Origin of the sequence: Leptolyngbya sp. GB1-A1 (assembly GCF_039962475.1) — a bacterium.
In the GTDB taxonomy this organism is placed as follows: domain Bacteria; phylum Cyanobacteriota; class Cyanobacteriia; order Elainellales; family Elainellaceae; genus Leptolyngbya_A.
In genome coordinates this window covers 1-25,089 of sequence record NZ_JAMPLI010000027.1, presented here as the reverse complement: position 1 = coordinate 25,089, position 25,089 = coordinate 1, and the positions used below count along the sequence as shown (strand labels likewise).

The following is a 25,089-nucleotide window of genomic DNA, read 5'->3' as shown; positions in this document are numbered from 1 at the left end:
GTTTTTCTTCAACGCGCTCCCCTCGGTCATTATTGCAGGCGATCACCCCCAAGGGAAAACAGCTCATCGATCGGAGTTAAACTGATTTCTTGCGGGTTGCTTGTGCGTGAGGAATTGTTCTGGTTAAGGCTCAACATTGGAGGACGGCTCGATTCAAAATTGTCCAAAAGGCAATTCAACAGTTCTGCGTTTTTGGGCTGGCGATCGTCTGTTTCCTGGGGGTTCAGTTTGGGATTGGAGTTTACCGGGCTGCGGCAGTTCCCTTACCTGCAACGTCGATCGTGGAAACCTTACAGCGAAATCCCCTGACGCTCGAACTGTTGCAGGAACGGCTAAAAGCTCCTACTGAAACTGAGGGAACTCGCCTGGTCGATCTGCGGCGATTAGAGATCGACTTGCGTTCTGAAAATGCTGCGTTTCGCGATCAGTTTTACCGTTTGATCCAAACTCAGCTCCAGCGATCGACCCTTCCTCTGGGGCTGGATTTGAGTTATTCCCTGGTGCGGGGCGAACTGAAGATGAGCGATCTGGGAATTCGCACGCCCCTGTATGGGCAAACCCTGCCGCCCTTTTTCACCGAACGGGAGCAGGCACAGCTGAATCGCGATCGTCGCCGTCTGTCTCAGGTCAACCAGCTTTCTCAATCATTGCTGCTTCAAACTCAGCTACCGCCTTTGCAGATTACGGTGCTGCGCGGTTCGCTCAATCTGGTGCAGACGCAGTTCGAGGGCTTTGTGAATTTTACAAACACGTTCTTTTTAGGGCGGGTCAACGCTCAGGGAGCCAGGTTTGATCAAGAGACTGATTGGTCTGAGGCACGATTTAGCCAGCCTGTCACCTTGAGCAATGCCCTGTTTCTGCGTGAAGCCCGCTTTCGCAGCATTCTCTGGTTCGATCGTCTGCGGGCAAATCAGGTGCAGTTTGGCGCGAGCGTCACCTTTCAGAACAGCGAATTTCGAGCGACCGGAAGCTTTCACCAATCCGTTTTTCAGCAGACGGCAAACTTTACCCGAACTCTGTGGCAGCAAAACGCCGACTTTGCCCAGACGCGCTGGCAGAGTGCTGCTTTTTTCGATCGCAGCAAATTTGCTCAAGCCCTTTTTCTGACTGAATCCACGTTTGAAAAACTGCTCAGCTTCCGGCAGGCGCAGTTTGATCGATCGGTCAATTTGCGCGGAGTCAGCGTCCTCGATCAGGCAGATTTTGGCGATGCAAACTTTGCGTCAGGTGTACATCTGAATGTGCCCGACCTTCAATTTGATCCTCGCCATGCTTCGATTCTGGGAAATCCAGGACAGATCGGAGCGGTGCTGTCCGTTCCTACGCTGCAAGGCAACGAGACACTGCTGCGAAACCTTGTGCAAAACTTTCGTCAGATGCAGCAAATTAGCGATGCGAATCAGATCGAATACATGGCGCAAAAGCTTCGATCGCGCCAGATCTGGCAGCGCATTGTGGGCACGGATTTAAATACAGCAAGCACAGATCAGCTTCAGCGGGCGGGCTTTTCAGCAAAACAGGCAGAAGCAATTCTGCAAGTCCGCAGCCAAACGCCGTTTCGCACAATCAACGATGTGCTGCGCCTTGAAGCGGTCGATCTGGCAACCTATGTTAAAGTGCGCGATCGCATTAGCGTCGGACGTTTTGCTTCTGCAACAGGCTGGCTGGGCGATGGCTTAAAGTGGCTGGGTCTGAGTTTGCTGCTGCTGCTGACTCGCTATGGCACGAGCTTCTGGCTAATCTTCGGGGTGGGCATTGTCGGAGTTGCCTATTTTGGGCTGGTATTTTGGCTGATCGATCGCGTTCGTCGTCGCTACCCCAAACCGATTCTGCCTGACCGGATCGAGGTAGGGTGGATTTTGGGCGGGTTTAGTGTGATTACGATCGGCGGACTGGTTGCTATGTTTCGCAGTGCCGAACAGCCAATGCTGACGCTATTTTGTCTGGGATTAGTGACTTTGCCCATCCCGCTCGCCCTGGTCGCGCTTATCTATTGGCAAGGACGCTACCACGACCTGATGGATGTCAGCTATTTCGTTGAAGATGCAACCCTGCGCCAGTTGCGCTTTCTCATCGGCAGACTGCCCGTGATCCCCGCCTACCCGCTCTTTCGCGAACGCTATATGCCTATCCTGTGGAAACGTCGCTGGGGTTGGCTCAACTACTTCGATTTCAGCTTGAATAATTTGCTGCGATTTGGATTCAACGACATCCGCCTGCGCGATGAACACGTACCCGGACTGATTACGACCCTCGCCTGGTATCAGTGGAGCCTCGGACTGCTTTATCTTGCGCTGCTGCTCTGGACGCTTTCACGGACGATTCCCGGATTGAATCTGCTGATTTACTTTAAATAAACAAGCAGGAAATAGGCAAGTAGGCGATCGCCTTTCATCAATAGTCGATCGGCAGCTTTTCAACAGGGGGAGTGAACTGCGATAAAATCACAGAGAGTCTTAACAATTGTTCACCTTCACTCCCATTGCTAATTCGATGGCACTTCCTCCAGCCGATACGCCGCTCTACAACCATCCTCTACCCGATATCGAATCCTGGCTTCAGTCAAAGGGCTGTGAGCAGGACGAAAACGATATTCACCGTTGGCATATTCAGCAGCCCGCTTGGACAGCAGAAATTTCAATGGAGGTCGATTCGCTGCTGGTTCGCTACCTGGAAGCTGCTCAAGACGGAGGGGATATTCAGCGATCGTTCAAATATTCCCTGAGCCGTCAGGATCTCGATGAAGCCATCTTCTCCGGTCCCTAAACGGCTATAAGGAAATTAAACCTTGCCAAACCGCCGATCGCGCTGTTGATACGCCGAAAGTGCCTGGTGAAACTCTGCCCGGTTAAAGTCGGGCCACAAGGTATCGGTGACGTACAGTTCCGCGTAAGCAACCTGCCACAGTAAGAAGTTACTGATTCGCATCTCGCCACTGGTTCGGATCAGCAGATCGGGATCGCTGTTGCCTGCGGTGTAGAGGTGTCGCTCAAACAGGGCTTCGTCGATTTCACTGGGGTCAATTAAGCCCTGCTGAACTTTGGTCGCGATCGATCGGCAAGCCTGAAGAATCTCCTGCCGTCCGCCGTAGTTGGTTGCAACAGTGAACTGAATTCCCGGATTATTGCGGGTCGTTTCGACTGCTTTCGTAATCTCGTTTTGAAGCGAGGAGGGCAGGGCTTGCAGATTGCCGACAAACTGGATGCGGACGTTTTCTGCCATCATTTCCCGCAGCTCTTGCCGCAGAACTCGCTCAAATAGGGTCATCAAAAAATCGACTTCTTCCAGGGGGCGACCCCAGTTTTCCGTGGAAAAGGCGTAGGCGGTGAGTGCCTCAACGCCCCAATCCCGACAGCAGCGCAGCAAATCCTTCAGCGTATCGACTCCGCGCCGATGCCCCATGATTCGAGGCAGACCGCGCTGTTTTGCCCAGCGACCGTTACCGTCCATAATCACCGCAACGTGCTTGGGTAACCGTGCCCGATCAAGGTCAGGCGGTAAAACTTGCAGGTAGGTCTGTTGTGCCGTGATCGATTGTGCCGTCATTTTTTCTCCCGTGAAGCCGATGATGAAAAGCGAAACAGGCGTGAAACCAGCGCGGCGATTCGAGTACCGAGTTGACGACCAAGGCTCCGCAACTGCGGCGCGACCACTTCGCGATCGACCGTTTGAGAAAATTTCTGCCTGAGCAACTCCCTCAGTTTACTGCTGGTTAAGGGTCGATTGAGGATACCCCGTTCTGCCAGGGAAATTGACCCCGTTTCTTCAGATACAACGACGCAAACGCAATTTTCGACTCTTTCCGTAATGCCCATTGCAGCTCGATGACGAGTGCCTAACTGGCGCGAAGCCGTTCGCTCCGAGATAGGCAAGATTACGCCTGCCGCAACGACCCGCGACCCACGAATCAAGGTCGCGCCGTCATGGAGCAGCGTCGAGGTCTGAAAAATGGTCTGAATCAGTTCCTTAGAGACTTCGGCATTGAGCCGCACCCCCGGAACAGAAAAATCGCGCTCGTCGATCGTCCCATTAGTCTCCAAGATGAGCAGTGCCCCGGTTCGGTTTTGAGACAATTCTTTGACCGCATCAACAATTTCGTCAATCACGCTGTCCGCCTTAGGAACGGCTTCCTTTGCAGGACGGATAAGCTGAAGGACTTCACCCCGCCCAAGTTGTTCGAGCGATCGGCGAAACTCCCCCTGCAAAATTAACGCCATTGCCACCGCAGAGCCAATCACCAGCTTTTCTAGCACAAAAGTGAGCAGCCGTAGCCGCAGCGCACTTCCCAGCGCAGAAGCCAGCATCAGAATGATCAAGCCGCGCACCATCCAGAGCGTTCGCCGTTCGCCGATAATCACCAGGATCATATAGGTCAATACCAGCACCAAGCCAACATCGATGACGGGCAGCAGCAAGGACCAAGCCCAGCTAAGGTGTGTCAGCCATTGCCTCAAAAAAGAACCCATCGGATTGATTCTGGTTTACCCTTCTCCAAGTGACCTTAGGAACCGGAAAGACGAGGGTGAGGCGAAAAAACTTCATGGGTCTTTCATGCCTCAGCCTGATTCTTGTATTTCGCTTAAACTAATCTCTCGAACAGACTAATCTCTCTGGCAAGGAATCCTGTCGGATTAAATCCTGATAAGTTTCCCGTTGCAGAATCACGCTGGCTTCACCCTGGTTAACCAGGACTGCCGCCGGACGAGGCAACCGATTGTAGTTGGATGCCATGCTGTAGTTGTATGCCCCAGTCGCCATCACAACCAGCACATCCCCTGCCTTAGTTTCGGGCAAGCTTGCCTGCTTGATCACAATATCCCCAGATTCACAGTGTTTGCCTGCAACCCTAACCGTCTCTGTCATCAGTGCAGACATCCGGTTTGCGACTGCTGCCCGGTAAATCGACTGATACGTGATCGGACGTGGATTATCCGACATCCCGCCATCCACACTAACGTATGTTCGGATACCTGGGATCACTTTTTGACTACCGATCGTATAAGCCGTGACGCAGGCAGAGCCAATCAGCGATCGCCCCGGTTCAGCAATTAGCTTGGGCAAGGGCACCCCTTGAGCTTCACAAGCTTTCACCACGCCTTCACACACCACTTTTACCCATTCATCAATGCTGGGCGGATCGTCGGATTCTGTGTAGCGAATGCCCAAACCGCCGCCGATGTCGAGTTCCTGAACTGGTAAGCCGTACTGTGCCGCCTTGCTCATCCACTGTACCATCACGCTACCCAGATCGCCGTGGGGCTGGATTTCAAAAATCTGAGAGCCAATATGGGCGTGTAAGCCGACACAGTTCAGCTCCGGCTGCTGGCTAATGTACTGAAAGACAGATTCAAGCTGATCGGGGTCAAAGCCAAATTTGCTGTCGATGTGCCCGGTGCGGATGTATTCGTGCGTATGGCACTCAATACCAGGCGTAATCCTCAGCATGATTCGAACTGAGGAGCTCGGCTTGAGGGCAACCAGGGTTTTGAGTTCGTGCCAGTTGTCAGCAACGATCGTACAGCCTGACTCGATCGCATACTGAAGCTCTTCGATCGACTTATTATTGCCGTGGAAATAGGTTACTTCAGGTTTCAATCCGGCTTTGAGTGCTGTGTACAGTTCGCCGCCGGATACCACGTCAATCCCTAAGCCTTCGCTAGCGACGATCGCGTTCACTGCCAGACAGTTCCAGGCTTTCGAGGCGTAGATCACCAGCGACTCTGCCGGATAGTATTTTTGGAAGGCTTGTCGATATTGCTGGCAGGCGGTGCGGAGCGTTTCTTCGTCCAGAATATAAAGCGGTGAGCCAAAGCGTTTCACTAGATCGACAACATCACAGCCACCAATCTCTAGATGGTCTTGCTCATTCACGCGTGCCGTCAACGGCAGCAAAAATTGGTTGGGTGAGGCGTTATTAGAAATCTCAGTCACCACATATTGACGACCGGATTGAACAACCTCGACAGTCGGAGTTGAAACCATTCCTATATCTCTATCCTTAAACTCGCTGAAACTTGCCTGAAAGTCCTGGCTGAACTTGCTTACCAAGGTAAGGGGTGCAGTCTTTAGATCGCTGAATGTCGATTCGCGTTCCTGCCTCACCTAATACTCAGTGTACAATTGGGGGCTGTGCATCCTGAAACTGATTTTCAAAGACCTTTGTGAATTTCCTCAAGTTAGAGCTGCTGACTGAAGATCTGTTACCCGATGTGGTTGAACTCGATCGCCGCTGTCTAGGTGGTTTGTGGTCGATCGAAGGCTACCGTCGCGAAATTGAAAGTCCAAACAGCGATTTGCTGGTTCTGAAGCAAGAGGCGATCGAAGGGGAGAGTTTTGATGCTGAATCAGAGCATTGCCCCGCCCCCCAACCCTTTCCGAGCGGAGGACTTTTGAGCCATCAAAATCTTTCCCCATCTCAAAGCTCCCCCTGCATGGGGAATTTAGGGGGTGATGCAGGACTTCCAACTTCAACTCAGCAGTCCTCAACTTCCCTGATTGGCTTGGGCTGCCTGTGGGCGATCGCTGAAGAAGCACATATCACCGTTCTGGCGATCGATCCCGCTTATCGGCAACTGGGACTCGGCCAGGCAATTCTCTACGCGCTCCTTGTTTCGGCAAATAAACGTGGCTTGGAGTGGGCAACGCTGGAAGTGCGGGCAGGAAATGCGGCAGCAATCCGGCTGTACGAGAAATTTGGCTTCCGAGAAGTGGGGCGGCGCAAAAGGTATTACTCCGATGGTGAAGACGCGCTGATTTTGTGGCGAAGCGGGCTGCAAAAACCGGAGTTTCGGCTGTGGGTTCAGGAGGGCGATCGGGAGGTGCGCGATCGATTACGAGAGTCTAACTACGAAATTTCGCTAGAACCTGCCCTGCAAACCGCTTTTACTGAAATTTCCTAAATTTTCCGCTTGACTTTTGATGCTGTTTTTAATAAAAATCCCCCTTTGGAGGTAGCTTCTTAGTTTTCTCTCTTCATCGGCTAACCCATCAGGATTTCAGGGGATCAGCAGCCCGCTTGATTCGGAGATCCCTACCTTGGACGAGCTGTTCATCAGTGACAGCTTGAGAATTTTCCTATGCTAAAATCAGCGTACCGGCACGCACCAGGTGATAAAGGAACGCCATGTTTGAACGCTTCACAGAAAAAGCCATTAAGGTGATTATGCTTGCCCAGGAAGAAGCCCGTCGCCTGGGACATAACTTCGTGGGTACAGAGCAGATCCTCCTGGGTCTGATTGGAGAAGGGACCGGCGTCGCCGCCAAAGTGCTGAAATCTATGGGTGTCAATCTTAAAGATGCCCGGATTGAAGTTGAAAAAATCATTGGTCGAGGTTCCGGCTTCGTCGCAGTTGAGATTCCCTTCACGCCTCGCGCTAAGCGGGTTCTAGAGCTATCGCTTGAGGAAGCTCGCCAGCTTGGACACAACTACATTGGTACAGAGCATCTGCTGCTGGGACTCATCCGCGAGGGCGAAGGGGTTGCTGCACGAGTGCTGGAAAACCTTGGCGTTGACTTGTCCAAGGTTCGGACGCAAGTCATTCGAATGCTGGGCGAAACCGCCGAAGTGTCTGCCGGAGGAAGTCAAGGACGCACCAAGACTCCCACCCTGGACGAGTTTGGTTCCAACCTGACCCAAATGGCAGCCGAAGGCAAGCTCGATCCCGTGGTCGGTCGCCAGAAAGAAATCGAGCGCGTGATTCAGATCCTCGGTCGTCGTACCAAAAATAACCCGGTGTTGATTGGAGAACCCGGTGTAGGTAAAACGGCGATTGCAGAAGGTCTGGCACAGCGCATTTCCAACAACGATATCCCCGATATCCTCGAAGAGAAGCGTGTCGTCACGCTAGACATCGGTTTGCTGGTAGCAGGAACCAAGTATCGGGGTGAATTTGAGGAACGTCTTAAGAAAATTATGGATGAGATCCGCCAAGCGGGTAACGTCATCCTGGTGATCGACGAGGTTCATACCCTGATTGGAGCAGGTGCAGCCGAAGGGGCGATCGATGCTGCCAACATTCTGAAGCCTGCTTTGGCACGGGGCGAACTCCAGTGTATTGGTGCGACGACGCTGGACGAATACCGCAAGCACATCGAGCGGGACGCTGCCCTGGAACGCCGTTTCCAGCCTGTCATGGTGGGTGAACCGACGGTTGATGAAACGATTGAAATTCTTCACGGTCTGCGCGATCGCTACGAGCAGCACCACAAGCTGAAAATTTCTGACCTGGCCCTCGAAGCTGCCGCGAAGCTGTCTGACCGCTACATCTCCGATCGCTATCTGCCGGACAAGGCGATCGACCTGATTGATGAGGCAGGCTCTCGCGTTCGTTTGATCAACTCCCAGCTGCCCCCGGCCGCGAAGGAACTCGACAAAGAACTGCGCCAAGTTCTGAAAGAAAAAGACGATGCGGTGCGTTCTCAGGACTTTGACCGGGCAGGCGAACTGCGCGATCGGGAAATGGAAATTAAGGCGCAAATTCGCTCGATCGCTCAGAACCGCAAGACTGATTCCACTGAAGGTGATGATTCACCGGTTGTGGATGAAGAGGATATCGCTCACATTGTTGCTTCCTGGACGGGTGTTCCGGTGAATAAGCTGACGGAATCTGAATCCGAGAAGCTGCTGCACATGGAAGACACCCTGCATACGCGCATGGTTGGTCAGGAAGAGGCAGTCAAGGCAATTTCTCGCGCTATCCGTCGTGCCCGTGTGGGTCTGAAGAATCCCAACCGTCCGATCGCAAGCTTTATCTTCTCGGGTCCAACTGGGGTAGGTAAAACTGAACTTGCGAAGACGCTGGCTTCCTACTTCTTCGGCTCTGAAGAAGCGATGATCCGTCTGGATATGTCGGAGTACATGGAGCGGCACACCGTTTCTAAGCTGATTGGTTCGCCTCCAGGCTACGTGGGCTATAACGAAGGCGGTCAATTGACTGAGGCTGTGCGTCGTCGTCCCTACACCGTCGTTCTGTTTGACGAGATCGAGAAAGCGCACCCGGATGTGTTCAACATGCTGCTGCAAATCCTGGAAGACGGTCGCCTGACCGATGCGAAAGGACGCACAGTAGACTTCAAGAACACGCTGCTGATCATGACCTCGAACATAGGTTCTAAGGTGATTGAGAAGGGCGGCGGCGGTCTCGGCTTCGACTTTACTTCGGAAAGCCAGGACGAAGCGAACTACAACCGCATTCGATCGCTGGTGAACGAAGAACTGAAGCAGTACTTCCGTCCTGAGTTCTTGAACCGTCTGGATGAAATTATCGTCTTCCGTCAGCTCAAGAAAGAGGAAATCAAGCAGATTGCCAATATTCTGCTGAAGGAAGTTACGGGTCGCCTCACCGAGCAGGGCATTACCCTCGAAGTGACCGAACGCTTCATGGAGCGTCTGATCGAAGAGGGCTACAACCCCAGCTATGGGGCACGTCCGCTACGTCGGGCAATCATGCGCCTGCTGGAAGACTCGCTGGCAGAAGAAATTCTGTCCGGTCGGGTCAAGGGCGGCGACACCGCAGTAGTGGACATCAGCGAAGACGGACAGGTGCAGGTTCGTCAGGGCGAGAAGCGCGAACTGTTGCCTCAAGCCGTTGAATAATCGCTGAGTTTCGAGAATTGAATTGAAGGACGGTAGTTCGGTCAGGCGATCGGGCTACCGTTTTTTTAGTGGGGATATTTGTGAGGGAAAGGCAGCCTTCATTTCCCAACCCCTTCTTTCAAGTCTGCTACTGTGTACACGCAGGTTTCTAGTGATGTCTTGCAATCCCTGATGCCCCCTAAATCCCCCAGAATTGGGGGACTTTGAAACTCTTGGCTTTAGACAATTCTGCTCTGCTGCTCTACTGCTGAGGCATCAAACACCACTTCAAATTTGCTTCCCGGATCGAGACGACGCAGAATCTTGGCGTAGCCGTCTGCATCGGAGTAGTGATAAAACCAGCCCACGTCAACTCGCCGCATCTGAGGTAAAAGGCGCACGACAGCCCACCGCTTCCGTAAGCGATCGCTATAAGTCATAATAGGTTGTCTCCTAAATGAACAATGGAGCTTGAGCCAGTGCAGAACTTCTCAGGGGACGCACTGGTTTTTAGCTATTCAAAATCATATCACACACTCTAAGTGTTTAGATCGACACTTTTAGGGATTTCTTTTGACGATTAGATGGCGACTAAGGGAAATCATGGCTCGGCAACGCATGACGAATAAGCGGTTAGCCGACCTGATGGGCGTTCATCCTAATGCAATCTCACGAATAAAAAATCAGGACACCCTACCGCAAATTGGCGGCGAAACGCTGAATGCCCTCTGTAAGTTTCTGGACTGTACCCCGTCTGATTTGATTGAGTATCTACCGGATGAGGAAGGATGAGGGCGATCGCTGATTTGAACTGTGGAGTTATTAGGCGATCGGGCTACCGTTTTTTGGGGGCTTCCTGATCCAGCAGCTTTGGGGCTGAGGCTCCATACATTCTTCCTGATTGACCCGTATTGCTTACGGGTAATTTTAGGCAGAACTGACAAGCCTCAAAAAAGGTAGTTATACTGAATTTTCCTGCCTAAACAGCCAAATCGAGATCTTAGGCGGAACTATTTCTGTTTATATCGCCAAATCGGGATTTTAGGCAAAAGATTCAGTCTAATTAATTGTTATCCGGATCTAAAGCTCCATCCGTGCCTTTCTCATCTAAAAGGTTGCGAGTGTCCAAGGAGTTAAGGTGTACTATAGCTACATGGTTAAAGCAGTACTCCATCAAGGTGATGCAGTTTGCTGGCTGCGTGAGTTGCCGGATGCGTCAGTTGACCTTATTGTGACCGATCCCCCCTATGAGTCATTAGAAAAGCATCGTGCCATAGGTACTACTACACGTCTTAAACACAGCAAGGCGTCTAGTAATGATTGGTTTGAGATCTTTCCTAACGATCGGTTCCACGAGTTATTCGTTGAGTTGTATCGGGTATTGAAGAAGAATTCTCATTTCTACCTTTATTGTGACAATGAAACAATGTTCGTAGCAAAACCTATTGCAGAGTCCGTAGGATTTCGCTTTTGGAAGCCACTCGTTTGGGACAAGGTAAAGATTGGAATGGGGTACCACTATCGTGCTCGATATGAATTCATACTGTTCTTCGAGAAGGGTAAAAGGAAACTCAACGATCTTGGTGTTCCTGACATCATTCAAGTACCTCGGATTTACCGTGGATATCCAACTGAAAAGCCTGCTGAGGTCTCAGAAGTTCTTATAAGACAAAGTACAAAGCCAAATGAGGTCGTTATCGACCCCTTTATGGGTTCTGGCTCGACGGGCATCGCTTCGGTGAAACTTGGTCGTCACTTTATCGGCAACGATATTGGTACAGAGGCTCTAAAAGTAACTCGCGAGCGGCTTCAAGATCTGCAAGTTGACTTCGTATCTACTCTCTGGCCGCAGCCAACGTCAGTGTCCGAAACGGCACAACTTGACCTCTCAATCTGAAGGCTCGGCTCAAACTTTCGAAAGGCACTATTATTCATGTTTACGCAAAGTTCTGATAGGCACGAGGAGCAGGACAATCATGGCACTGTCAAGAGGGGCAAAGAAGCTATTTGAATGGCTCAAACAACAGTCTGCGGGAGCAATTGTAAGCTACGAAGAGGTAATGGAAGCCGCCGACTGGAGTGATGGGTCTCTTAGAACCTACATCAACAAGAACAAGATTGCTCCTTTTCTACAAAAACTTGAAAACCGGCATCTCAAGGTTCTTCTAGATGGAGATGAGATCACAGAAACTTTCTTCAACGAGACATTCACTCAGAGCGCACCGCGGCAGATTAACCTCTCCTCAGGTGATCAACTTCAGGGTGAGAAAGGTAACAAATACGAACTCGTCGAGCCATTAGGGAATGGAGCGGTAGGACGCGTTTGGTCTGCTCGAACGCAGTCACCGGAAGTCACACTTGTGGCTGCTAAGGTAATGCTTCCGCGACGAGACCTACTGCAAGACTCCAAGCTTCCGAATGTACGAGAACGGTTTAGGCGTGAGGTACAAAATGGTCGCGAGCTTAATCACCCTAACATCGTCAAGTACATCGACATAGGAGAAATTGAACAAAACCCGTTCTTAATTATGGAGCTAGCGGAGCGCTCTATCGCTGACCAACTTCGAACTAGTGATTCTATTCCTGAGGAAGAAGCTGCCGAAATAATACTGGATGCTGTCATTGGTCTTGGTTTCCTACATTCGAAGGAATGTCCTCATCGAGATATCAAACCAGCAAACCTCTTAGAGTTTCCTAATGCGATCAAACTTGGAGATCTCGGTATCGTTAAGTGGAGCGACTTTGACCCTACTTTCACGAAAGGAGGGACTATTACTCAGGAATCAATGCAGCTTGGTTCCTGGTTCTACATGGCTCCAGAGCAGCAAGAGTCACCACACAATGCAGTCAAGGCGTCAGATATATACGCCTTGGGCGTTACTTGGATAGAACTGCTCACGGGTGAACTGCCAAGTCCTCACGCAATTGCTGCCGGAAGATACCAAATTCCTAACCTAAGGTCTGGCGTTGCCGAGCTACTGGCAAATATGGTCAAATACAGCCCAACTGAACGTCCAAGTCTTATAGATATTCAGGAGACAATTCAGAGAGCATACTCAATAGAGTGACAAATAAACGATCTCAAGATTGGGCATTTAGTTAGCATATATTGCAGGCGAATGAAGCTACTCCCTATCATGATCCGGAATTCCACTCCAAGTTATTAGACAGAATATTCAGCTATTGCAAAAGCAAATGAAGATTGAACTTGTTACAGCAGTTGTTGCGCTCATAGTTTCAATTTCAGGAACTTTAATTAATGCATTACAGCTAGATATCCAACGCCGCAAGTTAAAGGATGATAGAAGACAATGGGAACGAGCAGTAGAAAGAGGAATTACTCAAGCGATATTTCAGGAGACATCAATAAAATTATACGAAGCTAGACTTAGGGAATATGCTTCAGTTTGGCCTTTATTAAAAATAACAGCAAGATACGAATGGCGGAGGTTGGGAGGAGATCAATTGGCTAAAAATTCCCATCAAGATGCAGTAGAATCTGTACAAAAAATGGCTGATGATCTGACTAACATTGCCTATGACAGTGTGGGTTTATTAATGTCAGAAGAGTCGCGAACACACCTCACAAGCCTGCGTCGTTGCTGTGGTGCCTTTAAAAAGAATAAGATGACATTTGAAGAACTAGCAGGACAGGCACATTGGTTTAAGCATAGCCTCAGGGCTGATTTGCATATTCCTAGTAAGTCTGTCGAAAATGAGGAGTTTAAAAAATATACAGAGACAATCAGTGAACTCCTTCAATCCGATAGAAATTAAAGACAAATTTATCCATATTGTGATTGCCTATTATCTTAGGTTGGGCTGATGCTGGAAAACTCAGCAGCCTTTCGCTTAGGGTTGTGACTGGTTCCTCTTTAATCTGTAATCGCCGCCTAACTATACGATTGGAGTGGACTTTCAAAACATCTTGGTGCAAATGCAAAGGTGATTTCAGCCGCTCAAGTGAAACGTTATTCAGCGATAAGGAAGCGATCGACCCTACTTCCTTCGAGCAATGCTAACCTCGAACCTGCCAGCATTTTATTTGTTACTATCAAAACAAAGTTAAACCCAAGCGTTATCAATACCTTTAGCGATCGAGCCATCATTTATTCAGCGTTTTTAGTAAAGGGATGAGTTCCGATTTTTCGACTACATAAACTTTTTGGATTTTGTTCGATTGCATTGAAACTCTTGCATTTGAGAAAGCCACGATCGCGGTTATATAACTCAGGTTCTTTTGCTTCCTAACCTGCAAAGCCTGCTTCGTCGCCTGTGTCAGGAAATCTTTCTCGAACGGGTAAGTTGTTTTTCCCATCTGACGTTGTAGCTGTTTTCCGTCCGTGATGACTGTGCCGCGATGCGATTTGACATCAATGACAAAAGCTTTTTTTTGAGGAGAAATGCAAACGATGTCAGCATCTCCTAGTCGATTTCCTAAATGCATTCCGTATTCAATCTGCCAGCCTGCCTGCTGGAGTGGAAGCATCGCTTGAGCCACGTCTTCCTCGCCTTTCGCCCCCTGGTCAGCATGATTAGCACGCTTCCACAGATAGATTCCGTTTGCCGTTGAGCCTATTGCGATCACAATAAGGAGAGCGTAAAGGGCAGGTGGCAGATTTAGCGAGGGCTGAGTCTGAGCAGGATTCAGAGCGGACATCTGTTTCAGGAAATTTTCGAAAAGCCTCTCCAGAAGAAATGGAAAGGCAATGGCTAAAGCGGCTGAGGAAAAGGAAGCGATCGCCTTAATCCTTCTTCTGATTGCAAGCTGGCGGACATTTTGTCCAGCTCCTCGTTGGAATTGCGGCATTGGATTGGCATTGAGTGAAACTGATATAGAGTGCCCAGTATGAATGAGCAATTGCCGCAGTTTATTTCAGGTGTAGTCGATCGCCTACAGTCGATTCCAGGGCTTTTTTGATGGTTTCACGTTTCTCACAACAAGTCTTTCGGCAGAGGTTTATACAAACTGTAGCAAGTAGCTTGCGATAAGCTGTATCCCAAAAATGGGATCGTGATTCGCTTGGAGATTAATAATGGCAACCCTCACGCTTTACGGAACTCCGATTAGTGTTTATGTTCGTGCGGTTCGGCTTTTGCTGGAAGAGGCAGGCGCGAACTATGACCTGAAGGAAGTCGGAATTTTTGACGGTCAAAACACTGCGGCTGAATACCTGGCGAAAAATCCTTTTGGTAAAGTTCCAACACTCGATATAGACGGAACTGCGCTGTACGAAACAGTCGCGATCAATGAATATCTCGATGAAGCTGTCGCGAACGGCAAATTTAGCCCGTCTGATCTTCTCCAGAAGGCGAAAATGCGGCAAATCATGGCGATTGTGGATAGCTATTTGTATGGACCAACTATTCGATCGATCGTCATTCAGCGGGTCATTGTGCCAAGTCAGGGCGGCAAAACGGATGAGGAGGTGGTGAAAGGGGGAATCGATCCTGCGAAGAAAGCAATGGAGGCGATCGAATCAATTGCGATTTGTAGCCCCTATCTCATGGGTAGTGAACTCACTTTGGCTGATTTTCAACTGATCCCAGTTTTCGTTTATTTTGCGAACACGCCTGAATTTGATACAGTGACGGCTCAGACTCCGAAGCTGAAGGACTGGTGGCAGAAGGTTAGTCAGCTTCCGTTAGTGCAGAAGGTTTGTGGATAGGTCTGAAAGGTTTTGCAGCCCCCTAAATCCTCTAATTTTGGGGGACTTTGAACTTTAAAGAAGGTTTGCGATCGTGTCTGATGATTCTTAACCTTGCTGTAAGCAACAGTCGATCGAATCAGAGATACCGTAGTAGGGAAAGGGCATTCTGCTGATTTCAAAGTCCCTCATTTATGGGGGATTTGGGGGGCAGTGCAGGAGCCCTGAGACTTCTCAAATATCCTCTAATCAGGCTCAAACCTGGCACATTTCCGATTCTCAAATCTATGTCGATCGTTTTGACGCACCGCATTTCTAAAGAGTCTCAGGCTATTTCTTCTTCTGTCCCTCAATTAATGTTGAGCTTAACTGCGGAAGAGCGAACGCGATCGCGCTACTATTTCCAAACTCTAGAAGGCGAAGGCGTTTATCTGCGGCTCGCTAGAGGAACGGTGCTGCAAAACGGGGATCTGCTTTACTCTGAAGACGGTGAGACGATCGTGCAGGTTATTGCAAAGCCTGAGCCTGTAATGACCGTGCGGGCGCATATGCCTCTAGAACTGCTGCGGGCTGCTTATCATCTGGGAAATCGACACATCGCGCTTGAGGTGACGGAAACTTATCTGCGTCTTGCCCCTGATCCCGTCCTCAAAGATTTGATTCAGCGTATGGGGCTGCATATCACCGAGGAAGTCGTTCCCTTTCAGCCTGAGGCAGGCGCATATACTCAAGAGTCTGGACATCACGCTGCCCATCACACTCATCAGGCTGCTCATTCCCACTGATTTTGCTTTTTTCCTTCCCCTCTTGCTTCAACACTATGTTCACCCATTCATCTCAACCTTTGCTGCGATTGTTGCAGCTTGTGAGTCCTGCTTTGCCTGTAGGCGCATTTAGCTATTCTGAAGGGCTAGAAACGCTGGTGCAGGCTGAAAAAATTACAGGAGCAGCGACGCTTCAACCGTGGCTCATGCAGGAATTGCAGTATGGCGCGGTGCGGATAGAAAGTGCAGTGCTTTATCAAATGTATGAATGCGCGAAACAGCAGGATCTCCAGCAGCTCAACGACTGGAATCAGTGGCTTTCTGCGTTTCGGGAAACGGAAGAATTGCGCGAACAAAGCTGGCAGATGGGACGATCGCTTACGCGCCTGCTGATCGACCTTGATCCCCAACTTCGGGAAGTTTTAGCTGAAATCAAAGAACCCCATCACTTTGTAACTGCGTTTTCGATCGCCGCTGCCCACTGGCAAATTGATGCCTTTTCTGCTGTATTGGGCTACCTCCAAAGCTGGAGCGCAAATCTAGTCAACGCTGGAGTTCGGCTTATTCCACTCGGACAAACGCAGGGACAAAAGCTGCTGCTTGATTTGTATCCAGCAATTGAATCAACCACTCAAGACGTTATCCAAAGTTCAGCAGATTCTCTGTTCTGCTGTAGCTGGGGTTTGGCGATCGCCAGTATGAATCACGAAACGCTATATTCTCGTCTTTTTCGCAGCTAGGCGAAGCTGAGCAGTTTTGAGAATGAGAACTGTTTTTTCTGCTGCGATCGAGATACTTCCTCAGTTAGACGCTTTGCGTTTATTTTCTGTCTAGAGTCTCTTCTATCAGAGACAAAGACTTGGCTAGGGAAAGTATCGAAAATATGAATCAAATCTGGTTTGCGATCGGCTGTTTGGGGATGGCACTGGGAGCATTGATCTTTGGCTTCGGCGCACACAATGCCCAGAATGAGCGATGGCGTATTCTTTTTACTCTTAACTTTTTTATTGCGGCGATCGCTTCCGTTTTGTATCTTGCAATGTGGACAGGGCATGGTCAGAGCATTGTCTACGATCGTCCCACCTATTGGGTGAGATACGTCACCTGGATTCTCTCAACTCCATTGCAAATTCTTACGGTTACTTATCTGGGCGGAACCAGTTTGGCATTCACAGGTGCAGTGGTTGGCGCAGATATTTTGATGATTGCTACGGGCTTTGTAGCGACGATGTCACCTAAACCCATCAACTATATCTGGTACATCGTGAGCTGTGGATTTTTTATCGGTATGTTCTACATGCTGTTTAATCAATATCGATCGCAGGCAAATGCAAAACATCCTCGATCGCGTCGCGTTTTCACTAAACTCATCACCGTACATCTGATCCTGTGGCTGATCTACCCCGTGATCTGGATCTTGGGCGGAACAGGATTCAATTTAATCAGCAGCACGGTGGAAACTGCTTCTTACACTATTCTTGATCTGGTTGCCAAAGTTGGTTTTGGCTTTCTCGCACTTAATTCCTTTAAGCAGCTCGACCAGGCAGGCGAAGCACCACGACTGGAGCGCGTTCTCTCCTAGCGACTGCAACAGGTAGCCATCTTTCAATTTCAAGCTTCAAGAAAGGGTGAACTCAGGTTCATCCTTTTTGCTTTTAAGGCATCAGCACATACACGGCGTTGCCTGGCTGGAGCAGTTGCCATTGATTCACTGCACTATGTTCAACACATCCATGCTTTTTCAGCAAGGACTGCTCTGCATTGTTTGATTGACTTGTTTCCGGTGTCTCACGTTGAGATGGACGCGAAGCGGTTTCGTACCAGAGCGAAAGATGAAGATAAGCTAATGTTTCCATAATTGCTTGTCCTAAAGGGGCAATATCAGCAGTAAAGCAGTAAATCCGAGTTAGGAGCTAGCTTCCCGGATACGGTTCTTCAAGCGTCACTTCCCTTAGACAAGAAAAATGCAGTTTTTTCTCCTCAAATCTGAGAAAGTTTTTCCAGAAGGGTGGACACTTGCCCAATTGACCCGTCTTCTTTAAGCTGTACTGCTGAAGTTGGACTTCGCTTCGATCGTCCCGCTGGGGAAACTGCTTCGATCGCAAGATTTAAGCAAAAGAAACTCAGGAAGAGTTTAAGGAAATCACAATGCACACGCTGCGAGTTGGAATTGCTGGACCGGTTGGCTCAGGAAAAACTGCCCTGGTAGACGCGCTTTGTAAGCTGTTGCGAGAACAATACAGTATCGCCGTCGTCACCAACGATATTTACACTCAGGAAGATGCTCAATTTCTGGTGCGAAGTGAGGCACTGGAGCGCGATCGAATTGTGGGCGTTGAAACAGGGGGCTGTCCCCATACGGCAATTCGAGAAGATGCGTCGATTAATCTAGTGGCGATCGAGCAGCTTGAACGACAGTTTCGTCATCTAGATCTCATCTTCGTAGAAAGTGGCGGCGACAACCTGGCTTCCACTTTTAGCCCAGAGTTAGTCGATTTAACGATTTATGTGATCGACGTAGCAGCAGGGGACAAGATTCCTCGTAAGGGAGGTCCCGGCATCACGAAGTCAGATTTGCTAGTGATTAACAAAATCGATCTTGCACCGCTCGTTGGCGCAGACCTGGGCATAATGGAGCGCGATGCCCGCAAGATGCGAGGCGACAAGCCGTTTGTCTTTACCAATATCAAAGCAAGGCAGGGACTTGAAAGCGTAATCAATCTTATTGAGCTGCACTTGGGTAAAGCTGTCGCATAACGAACTGATTTTCGCGAGGCTTACAGCGTTTTTCACTCATGTAAGGTATGGGGAGCACAGCCCTCACACCCCATTTTTTGTACTTCAATCGCCTGGATAAGGCTGTATAGACTCAAGCAAACCGAAGAAAAGCAACTTCGGCAAGTGGAAGGATAAAATCCCCAACGCGAAACAAAATAAAACTTAAGAAACAATTAAAAGTTGTTGAAAAACGTGAGGGGAGGACAGACTAAGCATTGCCCTACCCTTTGCCTTGTCAGCAGTCTACGCCTGGTATTGGCTGAACTATCACAATCCACCAAGTTTGTTATTTGAACGCAAAGGACTTTTGCGACGGATATCAAATGGCTAAGGAGTAAAATTATGTATCCCTTGATACAAATTATTATCTCTCTAAAGACATAACATCACAAACTATTGGAGTTTCTTGTGATGTCTCTCTGTGGTGTTTTGTTCCTGAAGTAGGAAGTGGTGAATTCATGTCAAGGCAATTTGGTCGGCGTAAATTTCTGGTCTATGGTTCTGCTGCGCTGGGAACCAGCATTTTGCTCAAATCCTGTGCAAACTCTGGCACGACGACTTCTTCAACAGCAGAGTCTCCCGCAGCAACCACCGCAGCATCTCCCGCAGCTGCCAGTGGAGACACAATCAAGGTTGGTATTCTGCACTCGCTGAGCGGCACGATGGCAATCAGCGAAAAGAGCGTGGTTGATTCCACGCAATTGGCGATCGAGCAAATCAATTCAAGCGGCGGCGTATTGGGCAAACAAATTCAGCCCGTCCTGGAAGATGGAGCTTCTGACTGGCCCACCTTTGCTGAAAAAGCCCGCAAGCTGATCGAAGAAGATCAGGTCGTGGCAATCTTTGGCTGCTGGACTTCTGCAAGCCGCAAAGCAGTTCTGCCCGTGTTTGAGCAGAAGGATCACATGCTGTTCTATCCGGTTCAGTATGAAGGGCAGGAGTGTTCCAAGAATATCTTCTACACCGGAGCCGCACCCAACCAGCAAATTGAGCCTTCGGTAGACTGGCTGTTGCAGAACAAAGGCAAGGACTTCTACCTGGTCGGCTCGGACTATGTGTTCCCGCGTACTGCAAACACCATTATCAAGGCTCAGCTTCAGGCGAAGGGCGGCAGAACGGTGGGTGAAGACTACCTCCCCCTTGGCAACACTGAAGTTGCACCGATTATTACTAAAATTCGCACAGCCCTTCCAAACGGCGGCGTAATCTACAACACGTTAAACGGCGACAGCAACGTTGCCTTCTTTAAGCAGCTTCAGGGTGCAGGCTTGACGGCAGACAAGTATCCGGTCATGTCAGTCAGTATTGCAGAGGAAGAAGTGAAGGCGATCGGCACAGATTTCCTCAAGGGACAGTTCGCTGCATGGAACTATTTCATGACCGTTGACAGCCCTGAGAACAAAGCATACGTAGATGCGTTTAAGGCGAAATTTGGCGGCGATCGCGTGACCAATGACCCTATGGAAGCAGGCTATATCTCGGTCAACTTGTGGAAGCAAGCGGTTGAGAAGGCAGGCTCCGCCGGAACTGCCACCGATCTCAAAGCCATCCGGGCTGCCGTAATTGGACAGGAAATGGATGCGCCAGAGGGTCCGGTGAAGATGTTTCCCAACCACCACATCTCAAAGACGGTTCGCATCGGTGAAGTGCGCGATGACGGCTTGTTTGAAATCGTTTTCTCGACGCCGAAGCCTGTTGATCCCGTACCCTGGAACCAGTTTGTGGCTGAGACCAAGGGCTTTACCTGCGACTGGACGAGAACGGATATTGATAATCCTGGCAAGTTCAAGGCAAGCTAAATTTCCTCTAGCTCGAAGTTAGCTTCAAGCGCAAAACTCCAGCATGGACTTAGACGGCAGACCTGCGGCTTCGATCGAGGTTTTCTGTCTAGTCCATCATTGGCTGTTCAATGCTTGTTTCTATTCAATGCTTGTCTGTTCAATGTCTGCTCGATTCCATCTCTATTTAATTTCATATACGTTCCTTGTCCGCTCGACCCGGAGGTAAGCACTTGTTTACAGGAATTCTTGACGGACTGTTCAGCGGTCTTAGTATTGGCTCTATCTTGCTGCTGGCATCGCTGGGACTGGCGATCGTCTTTGGCTTGATGGGCGTAATTAATATGGCGCATGGCGAACTGATGATGCTGGGTGCCTATACCACTTATGTCGTGCAAAACGGCTTCAAGACATTAGGCGAGCCCTGGCAAGGCGGCTATATTTTTGTTGCCCTGATCATGGCATTTCTGGTGGCGGCCTTGGTGGGGCTATTGCTGGAGCGAGGTGTAATTCGCTTTCTCTACGGGCGACCACTCGAAACCCTGCTGGCAACCTGGGGTGTGAGTTTGATTTTGCAGCAGTTTGTCCGTAGCGTGAACTGGGTAATGATTGTGGGTCTGCTGCTGTTTTCGCTGCTGTTTTTTGGCGGACTCTGGCTCTTGAAGCGACGACCTGATTTTCAACGGATTCGGACTGGGGCGATCGCGATTCTGCTTCCTCTCGCGCTTGGCATTACTGGAGCAGTTGGATCACTGCTGAGTCAAACTTACCAGCTCGCCATAACCAAACCTTGGTTTGGAGCGCAAAACGTAGATGTAACGGCTCCCAAATGGCTGCTCGGCGGTTTACCTATCGGTAACTACCAGCTTCCCTACACGCGCATGTTCATTATGGCGCTGACGATCGTTTGCGTGCTCGGCATTTACTGGTTCTTGCAAAAAACGCCCTGGGGTCTACGAATTCGATCGGTGACCCAAAATCGCAACATGAGTGCTTGTCTGGGAATTCCAACCCAAAAGGTTGATGCGCTCACATTTGCACTGGGATCTGGTTTGGCTGGAATTGCGGGCTGTGCAGTCAGCTTACTGGGATCAGTCGGTCCGAACACCGGACAAAACTATATTGTGAACACCTTTATGGTGGTGGTGGTAGGTGGCGTTGGCAAATTGGTAGGGACGATCGCAGGTGCGCTAGTGCTGGGCGTTTTAGACTATGTGCTGGGTTCAGGGGTGCTGGCAATGCTGCTCACGCCTGTCAAACCTCTGTCAGACTTCTTCACCTTCTTTGCAACGACCAGCATGGCAAAAGTAATGGTCTTTTTCCTGATCGTCGTTTTCTTGCAATACCGTCCTGCTGGTTTGTTTCCGCAGAAGGGACGCACGGTGGACGCTTAACTGACCTTCAAGGGAGCATTGGGAGAATAAAATGACGGCACAGGCGATTGAACAACACAAAATTGATTGGACAAAACGGCGATCGCTTTTAATCGAAGCCGGAATCGTAGCAGTCGTCGTGCTGCTGCTGATCTTCCTAGTTCCGGCGGTTTTGTCCGTTTTTCGTTTGAGTTTGATGGGGCGTTTCCTTGCACTGGCGATCGTTGCGCTGGGCATCGATCTAATTTGGGGATTCACGGGATTGCTCAGTTTGGGGCACGGCGTATTCTTTACGCTCGGCGGCTACGCGCTGGCGATGCACTTAAAGCTGCAAATTCCACCCACGGCAAGCAGCCCGCTTCCTGAATTCATGTCCCTTTATGGCGTGACCGAGTTGCCCTGGTTCTGGAAACCCTTTTATTCATTCGGCTTTACTGCCTTAGCAGTGGTAGTTATTCCGGGTATCCTGGCAGCAATTCTGGGCTACCTCTTCTTTCGCAATCGGATTCGCGGAGTCTACTTCTCGATTCTGACGCAGGCAATGACCATTATCTTTTTCAACTTCTTCAATGGTCAGCAAAAACTATTTAATGGCACAAATGGTCTAACCGATTTTCAAACCTTTCTAGGTGCAAAGGTCAATGCGCCGGAAACTCGGTATACCTTCTATATTCTCACTATCCTCTTCCTGGTAATTGCCTACGCTCTCTGCCGCTGGCTGACGAGTGGCAGATTTGGACGAATGCTAATAGCAATCCGCGATGATGAAAGCCGTGCCCGATTCACAGGCTACAATCCTACAACCTTCAAGCTTCTGGTCTTTGTGATCTCGGCGATGCTAGCAGGGGTTGCAGGAGCGTTTTACACGCTACAAAGCGAGATTGTTTCACCCAACTCGATGAATATTGCTTTTTCGATCGAAATGGTGATTTGGGTTGCAGTCGGGGGGCGTGCCACGCTAATTGGGGCAATCTTGGGGGCGATCGTCGTTAACTTCGCCAAAAGTCTTCTCAGTGAGCGGTTCCCCGATATCTGGCTATTCTTTCAGGGCGGCTTGTTCCTGATTGTGGTAATGGTTCTCCCGAATGGTGTCGTCGGTTGGATACGCACCGAAGGCATGAATCTATTTCGTCAGTGGTTCGGTCAGCACAAACGTTCCGTAACATATCCCAGCTTGGAGCAAGATCCAGAGGTTGAACATGAACGCCAAAATTTTGGAGATTGAAAACCTGACGGTAAGCTTTGACGGCTTCAAGGCTCTCAACCGCCTCAACTTTTCAATGGATACAGGGGAACTGCGCGTCATCATTGGTCCAAATGGGGCAGGTAAAACTACTTTCCTCGACATCATCACAGGGAAGGTAAAGCCAACTGAGGGGCAGGTTCGATTCAAAGGGCGAAATCTGCGATCGTATTCCGAACACAAGATTGCCCGGTTGGGAGTAGGAAGAAAGTTCCAAACGCCCAGAGTCTATCTCAACCTCACCCCTCGCGAAAATCTGGAGCTAGCCTGCAACCCTCGCAAAACTGTCTTCAAAACTCTATTTAGACGTACTCCTGCACTGGAGCGGCAAACGGTCAAAGAATTGCTAGAGACGATCGGACTGTCCGCCAAAGCAGACCTGAAGGCAAACCTCCTATCCCATGGTGAAAAACAGTGGCTCGAAATTGGAATGCTGGTTGCCCAGTCCCCTGATCTGCTCCTAGTAGACGAACCTGTTGCAGGGCTCACCGATGAGGAAACCTATCGTACAGGCGAACTGCTGGTTGCACTCTCCAAAAGCCACTCCGTTATCGTGATTGAACACGACATGGAGTTCGTTCGCCAGATTGCCCGCAAAGTAACGGTGCTGCACGAAGGCTCAGTTCTCTTTGAAGGCAACATTGAGCAAGTGCAAAGCGACCCGCGTGTAATCGAAGTTTATCTGGGACAGGAAATCGAATCCGAAGATGACCTGCCTTCTGCGACTGCCTTCTCAATCTCTCCTTCCTTGACTCCCTAATCTGCAATGACTCAGACTTACTCTGATTCGATCGCCTCATCTAGCAGCGCGGCTCAACCTTTGATGCTGCAAGTCTCCGGCTTGAACGTCTACTACGGCGAAAGCCACATTCTCCGCAATGTCGATCTCAGTGTCCCTCAGGGTCAAATGGTCTGCCTCATCGGTCGCAATGGTGTAGGCAAAACCACCCTACTCAAAACCGTTATGGGACTTCTCCCCGCTCGCAGCGGCACAATTTCTTTTGAGGGGCAACTAATCAACCACTGCTCACCCGATCGTCGTGCCCGTATGGGAATTGGTTACGTGCCTCAAGGGCGAGAGGTTATTCCCCGTTTAAGCGTCAAGGAAAATCTGTTGTTGGGGTTGGAGGCGCGATCGGACAGATCCCGCAATCTCAAAGAAATTCCTGAAGAAATCTTTGCCCTCTTCCCAGTTTTGAAAACCATGCTCTCTCGTATGGGAGGCGACCTGAGCGGTGGACAGCAGCAGCAATTGGCGATCGCCCGCGCCATCATGGGTAAACCCAAACTCTTAGTACTCGACGAGCCCACTGAGGGAATTCAACCCTCCATCATCCTGGACATCGAAGCAGCAATTCGCCAGATTGTTGCTGCAACAGGAATCTCAGTCCTTCTAGTCGAGCAACACCTTCACTTCGTCAAGCAAGCAGACTCATACTACGCCATGCAGAAGGGTGGCATCGTTGCTTCAGGCTCAACTAAAGAGTTAAGCAACGAAGTAATTCAACGCTTCCTCTCCGTCTAAACCTTAGACTACTCAAGCACTCTCAGGACTTTCCAAAAAAGTAGCCAAATGGGTTGACAGTGAGGAGGTAGGTTAGTTATATTGATAAAGCGGTGGAGGGAGCGAGGCCAAAGCGAACGAGCTAAGGCGACGTTTCTGAGACCAGAACCTCGACAATTAGATAGATTGAAAGTCAGCATAACATCACTAAGCCGTAAATGCAATGATGTTTCAGTAAGAGGAAACTCACTGAGGCAATTAAACGGATAACTTACAGAGAGCTAACAAACAAACTTGTTTGAGGTTCTACCTTTAACATGGAGAGTTTGATCCTGGCTCAGGATGAACGCTGGCGGTCTGCTTAACACATGCAAGTCGAACGGGATGCTTCGGCATCTAGTGGCGGACGGGTGAGTAACGCGTGAGA

The 25,089-nt window shown here is 49.8% G+C and carries 24 protein-coding genes and 1 rRNA gene; 19 read left to right on the top strand and 6 right to left on the bottom strand.

The window, feature by feature from the left end; genetic code table 11:
- The first annotated feature begins 281 nt into the window (after positions 1-281).
- Both NDI45_RS20895 and NDI45_RS20890 read left to right on the top strand, forming a co-directional pair.
- Positions 282-2,357 carry a pentapeptide repeat-containing protein gene (locus NDI45_RS20895; protein WP_348248568.1) on the top strand — a complete coding sequence of 692 codons (2,076 nt, stop codon included), beginning with the start codon at positions 282-284 and terminating at the stop codon, positions 2,355-2,357.
- A gap of 136 nt (positions 2,358-2,493) precedes the next feature.
- A complete protein-coding gene (locus tag NDI45_RS20890) occupies positions 2,494-2,766 on the top strand; it encodes a DUF3143 domain-containing protein (protein WP_190793530.1) in 273 nt (90 codons plus the stop codon).
- A 15-nt stretch (positions 2,767-2,781) separates the two neighbouring features.
- On the opposite strand, the gene uppS is transcribed toward NDI45_RS20890, so the two are convergent.
- The 3 genes from uppS to lysA form a co-directional block, all read right to left on the bottom strand.
- On the bottom strand, positions 2,782-3,531 hold the full coding sequence (uppS, locus tag NDI45_RS20885) for a polyprenyl diphosphate synthase (RefSeq protein WP_348248593.1): 750 nt from the start codon (positions 3,529-3,531) through the stop codon (positions 2,782-2,784).
- Between the two features lie 11 nt (positions 3,532-3,542).
- Positions 3,543-4,466 carry a diadenylate cyclase CdaA gene (gene cdaA, locus NDI45_RS20880; protein ID WP_190793531.1) on the bottom strand — a complete coding sequence of 308 codons (924 nt, stop codon included), beginning with the start codon at positions 4,464-4,466 and terminating at the stop codon, positions 3,543-3,545.
- 118 nt (positions 4,467-4,584) lie between these two features.
- Positions 4,585-5,982, bottom strand: coding sequence for a diaminopimelate decarboxylase (lysA, locus tag NDI45_RS20875; protein ID WP_348248567.1), 1,398 nt, complete (start codon positions 5,980-5,982; stop codon positions 4,585-4,587).
- A gap of 179 nt (positions 5,983-6,161) precedes the next feature.
- On the opposite strand from lysA, the gene rimI reads away from it, so the two are divergent.
- Positions 6,162-6,899, top strand: a complete 738-nt coding sequence (rimI, locus tag NDI45_RS20870) for a ribosomal protein S18-alanine N-acetyltransferase (RefSeq protein ID WP_348248566.1) — start codon at positions 6,162-6,164, stop codon at positions 6,897-6,899.
- 224 nt (positions 6,900-7,123) lie between these two features.
- Positions 7,124-9,595, top strand: a complete 2,472-nt coding sequence (locus tag NDI45_RS20865) for an ATP-dependent Clp protease ATP-binding subunit (protein ID WP_348248565.1) — start codon at positions 7,124-7,126, stop codon at positions 9,593-9,595.
- A 218-nt stretch (positions 9,596-9,813) separates the two neighbouring features.
- Here NDI45_RS20865 and NDI45_RS20860 read toward each other — a convergent pair whose 3' ends face one another.
- Entirely contained in the window at positions 9,814-10,014 is a 201-nt protein-coding gene (locus tag NDI45_RS20860) for a hypothetical protein (protein WP_348248564.1), read from the bottom strand.
- Between the two features lie 133 nt (positions 10,015-10,147).
- Between NDI45_RS20860 and NDI45_RS20855 the strand changes: the two genes are divergently transcribed.
- The 4 genes from NDI45_RS20855 (at position 10,148) to NDI45_RS20840 (ending at position 13,351) form a co-directional block, all read left to right on the top strand.
- On the top strand, positions 10,148-10,366 hold the full coding sequence (locus NDI45_RS20855) for a helix-turn-helix domain-containing protein (protein ID WP_348248563.1): 219 nt from the start codon (positions 10,148-10,150) through the stop codon (positions 10,364-10,366).
- Between the two features lie 361 nt (positions 10,367-10,727).
- The gene (locus tag NDI45_RS20850) at positions 10,728-11,471 is read left to right on the top strand and encodes a site-specific DNA-methyltransferase (protein ID WP_348248562.1); all 744 of its coding nucleotides are present in this window, start codon (positions 10,728-10,730) and stop codon (positions 11,469-11,471) included.
- A 79-nt stretch (positions 11,472-11,550) separates the two neighbouring features.
- Entirely contained in the window at positions 11,551-12,642 is a 1,092-nt protein-coding gene (locus NDI45_RS20845; protein ID WP_348248561.1) for a serine/threonine-protein kinase, read from the top strand.
- Positions 12,643-12,769: 127 nt separating this feature from the next.
- Positions 12,770-13,351 (top strand): hypothetical protein, encoded by a 582-nt coding sequence (locus NDI45_RS20840; RefSeq protein ID WP_348248560.1) that lies wholly within the window; start codon positions 12,770-12,772, stop codon positions 13,349-13,351.
- A 328-nt stretch (positions 13,352-13,679) separates the two neighbouring features.
- Here the strand turns inward: NDI45_RS20840 and NDI45_RS20835 are convergent, their stop codons facing one another.
- On the bottom strand, positions 13,680-14,234 hold the full coding sequence (locus tag NDI45_RS20835; protein WP_348248559.1) for a nuclease-related domain-containing protein: 555 nt from the start codon (positions 14,232-14,234) through the stop codon (positions 13,680-13,682).
- 376 nt (positions 14,235-14,610) lie between these two features.
- On the opposite strand from NDI45_RS20835, the gene NDI45_RS20830 reads away from it, so the two are divergent.
- The 4 genes from NDI45_RS20830 (at position 14,611) to NDI45_RS20815 (ending at position 17,568) form a co-directional block, all read left to right on the top strand.
- Complete coding sequence (locus tag NDI45_RS20830; protein ID WP_348248558.1) at positions 14,611-15,243, top strand: glutathione S-transferase family protein; 633 nt, start codon at positions 14,611-14,613, stop codon at positions 15,241-15,243.
- Between the two features lie 266 nt (positions 15,244-15,509).
- Positions 15,510-16,007 (top strand): urease accessory protein UreE, encoded by a 498-nt coding sequence (ureE, locus tag NDI45_RS20825; RefSeq protein ID WP_348248557.1) that lies wholly within the window; start codon positions 15,510-15,512, stop codon positions 16,005-16,007.
- 35 nt (positions 16,008-16,042) lie between these two features.
- On the top strand, positions 16,043-16,726 hold the full coding sequence (locus tag NDI45_RS20820) for an urease accessory protein UreF (RefSeq protein ID WP_348248556.1): 684 nt from the start codon (positions 16,043-16,045) through the stop codon (positions 16,724-16,726).
- A gap of 143 nt (positions 16,727-16,869) precedes the next feature.
- A complete protein-coding gene (locus NDI45_RS20815; RefSeq protein ID WP_348248555.1) occupies positions 16,870-17,568 on the top strand; it encodes a microbial rhodopsin family protein in 699 nt (232 codons plus the stop codon).
- A 73-nt stretch (positions 17,569-17,641) separates the two neighbouring features.
- Here the strand turns inward: NDI45_RS20815 and NDI45_RS20810 are convergent, their stop codons facing one another.
- Entirely contained in the window at positions 17,642-17,842 is a 201-nt protein-coding gene (locus NDI45_RS20810) for a hypothetical protein (RefSeq protein ID WP_348248554.1), read from the bottom strand.
- 292 nt (positions 17,843-18,134) lie between these two features.
- Between NDI45_RS20810 and ureG the strand changes: the two genes are divergently transcribed.
- The 7 genes from ureG to NDI45_RS20775 form a co-directional block, all read left to right on the top strand.
- Entirely contained in the window at positions 18,135-18,743 is a 609-nt protein-coding gene (gene ureG / locus NDI45_RS20805; RefSeq protein ID WP_190793543.1) for an urease accessory protein UreG, read from the top strand.
- Between the two features lie 479 nt (positions 18,744-19,222).
- Positions 19,223-20,563, top strand: a complete 1,341-nt coding sequence (urtA, locus tag NDI45_RS20800) for an urea ABC transporter substrate-binding protein (RefSeq protein WP_348248553.1) — start codon at positions 19,223-19,225, stop codon at positions 20,561-20,563.
- 212 nt (positions 20,564-20,775) lie between these two features.
- Positions 20,776-21,936 (top strand): urea ABC transporter permease subunit UrtB, encoded by a 1,161-nt coding sequence (gene urtB / locus NDI45_RS20795; protein ID WP_190789620.1) that lies wholly within the window; start codon positions 20,776-20,778, stop codon positions 21,934-21,936.
- Between the two features lie 31 nt (positions 21,937-21,967).
- On the top strand, positions 21,968-23,140 hold the full coding sequence (urtC, locus tag NDI45_RS20790; RefSeq protein WP_190789619.1) for an urea ABC transporter permease subunit UrtC: 1,173 nt from the start codon (positions 21,968-21,970) through the stop codon (positions 23,138-23,140).
- Positions 23,115-23,918: an urea ABC transporter ATP-binding protein UrtD gene (urtD, locus tag NDI45_RS20785; protein ID WP_348248552.1), complete on the top strand. Its 804-nt coding sequence runs from the start codon at positions 23,115-23,117 to the stop codon at positions 23,916-23,918. The genes urtC and urtD overlap by 26 nt, the downstream gene beginning before the upstream one ends.
- A 63-nt stretch (positions 23,919-23,981) precedes the next feature.
- Positions 23,982-24,683, top strand: coding sequence for an urea ABC transporter ATP-binding subunit UrtE (gene urtE / locus NDI45_RS20780; RefSeq protein WP_348248592.1), 702 nt, complete (start codon positions 23,982-23,984; stop codon positions 24,681-24,683).
- A gap of 293 nt (positions 24,684-24,976) precedes the next feature.
- Positions 24,977-25,089: ribosomal RNA gene (locus NDI45_RS20775) — 16S ribosomal RNA — on the top strand; the annotation flags it as partial.

Coding starts and splice junctions, on each gene's coding strand:
- NDI45_RS20890 (WP_190793530.1), top strand. CDS start 2,494: ATGGCACTTCCTCCAGCCGATACGCCGCTCTACAACCATCCTCTACCC.
- cdaA (WP_190793531.1), bottom strand. CDS start 4,466: ATGGGTTCTTTTTTGAGGCAATGGCTGACACACCTTAGCTGGGCTTGG.
- lysA (WP_348248567.1), bottom strand. CDS start 5,982: ATGGTTTCAACTCCGACTGTCGAGGTTGTTCAATCCGGTCGTCAATAT.
- NDI45_RS20865 (WP_348248565.1), top strand. CDS start 7,124: ATGTTTGAACGCTTCACAGAAAAAGCCATTAAGGTGATTATGCTTGCC.
- NDI45_RS20860 (WP_348248564.1), bottom strand. CDS start 10,014: ATGACTTATAGCGATCGCTTACGGAAGCGGTGGGCTGTCGTGCGCCTT.
- NDI45_RS20850 (WP_348248562.1), top strand. CDS start 10,728: ATGGTTAAAGCAGTACTCCATCAAGGTGATGCAGTTTGCTGGCTGCGT.
- NDI45_RS20845 (WP_348248561.1), top strand. CDS start 11,551: ATGGCACTGTCAAGAGGGGCAAAGAAGCTATTTGAATGGCTCAAACAA.
- NDI45_RS20840 (WP_348248560.1), top strand. CDS start 12,770: ATGAAGATTGAACTTGTTACAGCAGTTGTTGCGCTCATAGTTTCAATT.
- NDI45_RS20835 (WP_348248559.1), bottom strand. CDS start 14,234: ATGTCCGCTCTGAATCCTGCTCAGACTCAGCCCTCGCTAAATCTGCCA.
- NDI45_RS20830 (WP_348248558.1), top strand. CDS start 14,611: ATGGCAACCCTCACGCTTTACGGAACTCCGATTAGTGTTTATGTTCGT.
- ureE (WP_348248557.1), top strand. CDS start 15,510: ATGTCGATCGTTTTGACGCACCGCATTTCTAAAGAGTCTCAGGCTATT.
- NDI45_RS20820 (WP_348248556.1), top strand. CDS start 16,043: ATGTTCACCCATTCATCTCAACCTTTGCTGCGATTGTTGCAGCTTGTG.
- NDI45_RS20815 (WP_348248555.1), top strand. CDS start 16,870: ATGAATCAAATCTGGTTTGCGATCGGCTGTTTGGGGATGGCACTGGGA.
- NDI45_RS20810 (WP_348248554.1), bottom strand. CDS start 17,842: ATGGAAACATTAGCTTATCTTCATCTTTCGCTCTGGTACGAAACCGCT.
- ureG (WP_190793543.1), top strand. CDS start 18,135: ATGCACACGCTGCGAGTTGGAATTGCTGGACCGGTTGGCTCAGGAAAA.
- urtA (WP_348248553.1), top strand. CDS start 19,223: ATGTCAAGGCAATTTGGTCGGCGTAAATTTCTGGTCTATGGTTCTGCT.
- urtC (WP_190789619.1), top strand. CDS start 21,968: ATGACGGCACAGGCGATTGAACAACACAAAATTGATTGGACAAAACGG.
- urtD (WP_348248552.1), top strand. CDS start 23,115: ATGAACGCCAAAATTTTGGAGATTGAAAACCTGACGGTAAGCTTTGAC.
- urtE (WP_348248592.1), top strand. CDS start 23,982: ATGCTGCAAGTCTCCGGCTTGAACGTCTACTACGGCGAAAGCCACATT.